3 protein-coding genes and 1 pseudogene are annotated in these 1,673 nt (G+C 33.7%); all 4 read left to right on the forward strand.

The window, feature by feature from the left end; all coding sequences use genetic code 11:
- A pseudogene (locus Q4Q55_RS10005) lies at positions 1–66 on the forward strand (EhbH); the annotation flags it as partial.
- Positions 63–539 carry an MnhB domain-containing protein gene (locus tag Q4Q55_RS10010; protein WP_303372660.1) on the forward strand — a complete coding sequence of 159 codons (477 nt, stop codon included), beginning with the start codon at positions 63–65 and terminating at the stop codon, positions 537–539. The pseudogene Q4Q55_RS10005 and the gene Q4Q55_RS10010, both read left to right, overlap by 4 nt.
- Positions 536–787, forward strand: coding sequence for an energy-converting hydrogenase B subunit J (locus Q4Q55_RS10015; protein WP_303372661.1), 252 nt, complete (start codon positions 536–538; stop codon positions 785–787). Before Q4Q55_RS10010 ends, Q4Q55_RS10015 begins: the two co-directional genes overlap by 4 nt.
- 12 nt (positions 788–799) lie before the next feature.
- On the forward strand, positions 800–1,673 hold an 874-nt coding region (locus Q4Q55_RS10020), incomplete at its 3' end, for a 4Fe-4S binding protein (protein WP_303372662.1).

Genomic DNA, 1,673 nt, shown 5'->3' on the forward strand with positions numbered 1-1,673 from the left:
TTGTTAACTGCAGGTTTAGTTGTTTTGCTTATATTCGGTAGAGGATTATTGGGGGATAAACGATGAGTCAAGGTAGTGTGATTTTAAGAATTATATCTTTACCAATTTCAATTTTATTAATATGTTTAGGTATAATGACTATTCTTGGAGGCCATATAACACCTGGTGGAGGTTTCCAAGGTGGGGCGATGATAGCTAGTGGAATCATTTTATCTATTCTTGTTTATGGTTTAGGTAATTCTCCATTAGAACTCTCTCATGCATATATTGAAGTTCTTGAATCAATTGGTGCATTAGGTTTTATAGTTTTAGGTTTGGTAGGATTATTTGCAGGTGGATTTTTCTTGTATAATGTTGGAACTGACTTATTAAATATTGTTCCGGCAGCAGTCCAAAATGCCTTGCATTATCCTGATGTTACTAATGCAGGTTTTATTCCGTACCTCAATATATTCGTTGGTTTAAAAGTATTTGTTGGATTGTCCTCAATTGCAATAGCATTTGAAGGATTTAAGAAAATAGTAGAGGAGAGCGAATGATGTTAAGTTTAGGACCAATTATATTTGGATTAATCTTGGGTTTGGTTATAGGATCCCAAATCAAGCTTAATATTGGTGGTGCAAAATTCACATTAGCATCATTTGTAGTGATACTTATTGCAGGAATTGTTGTAGCATGGCAATTAGGTAATTATCCATTTTACACAGATTTACCGATTTCTACTGCATTTCTATCTGCTTTAATAGGAATTTTTGTAGGTAAACTACTATTTGCAAGGAGTAAATAGGGGGTTTTTATAATGTTTTTATCGACTAATACCTGTGAAGGAAAAAGAGACTGTATTGAACAATGCCCTACAAAAGCTATTAGATTCATAAATGGCAGAGCTTTTAGCTGTCTTACTTGTGGAATATGTTATAAAAACTGTCCAAATGGTGCAATCTTCCTTAATAGTTATGGAGGATATGTTGTAGATAGAGCTAAATGTAACGGTTGTGGAATGTGCATGTATAATTGCCCTACTAACAATATTACTATTGAAGATGGAATTGTATATGGTATCTGTTCACGTTGTGGAGTATGTGGGGAGATTTGTCCAAATCGTGTGGATGGTTATGAGCTTGAAAAGGATAAACAACTTAATTTGATACAATCATTGAAAATATTGTATCCTCCATTGGATGACGTTCCACATAAAACAGAATCTGAATCCAAATTAGTTACAAGAAACTACTTCGGAACAGATTTGGAGAAATGTATTTTATGTGGAAGATGTCAGGAATATTGTCCAACCGGTGCAATTCATGTAAGAATTGATAGAGATGAGGGAATTTGCAGTGAATGTAGATTATGTGCTGATGTATGTCCTAACGGATCAATGAATAAACATCAGATGATTGATAAATCTTCATGCACACTTTGTCTTAATTGTATGAAGGCTTGTCCTCATAATGCAATTTCAGTGGATAATTTTGAAATTATTGTCAATAAGTTAAATCAAAAGCCACATGGTTCCATTGTATCCTGTATCAACTGCGGATTATGTGCTGATTTATGCGAAAATGAATCACTTAAGAATGTTGATGGGAAATTAAGATATGATCCAACTAATGATGCAGAAAATTCAACTCATGAAATCGCAATTGACGCATGTCCGATTCATACATTAACTG

It is taken from the genome of Methanobrevibacter sp. (genome assembly GCF_030539555.1).
GTDB lineage: Archaea > Methanobacteriota > Methanobacteria > Methanobacteriales > Methanobacteriaceae > Methanocatella.

Bases quoted from the DNA above. Each gene is read 5' to 3' on its own strand.
- Q4Q55_RS10015 (WP_303372661.1), top strand. From the start codon at position 536: ATGATGTTAAGTTTAGGACCAATTATATTTGGATTAATCTTGGGTTTG.
- Q4Q55_RS10010 (WP_303372660.1), top strand. From the start codon at position 63: ATGAGTCAAGGTAGTGTGATTTTAAGAATTATATCTTTACCAATTTCA.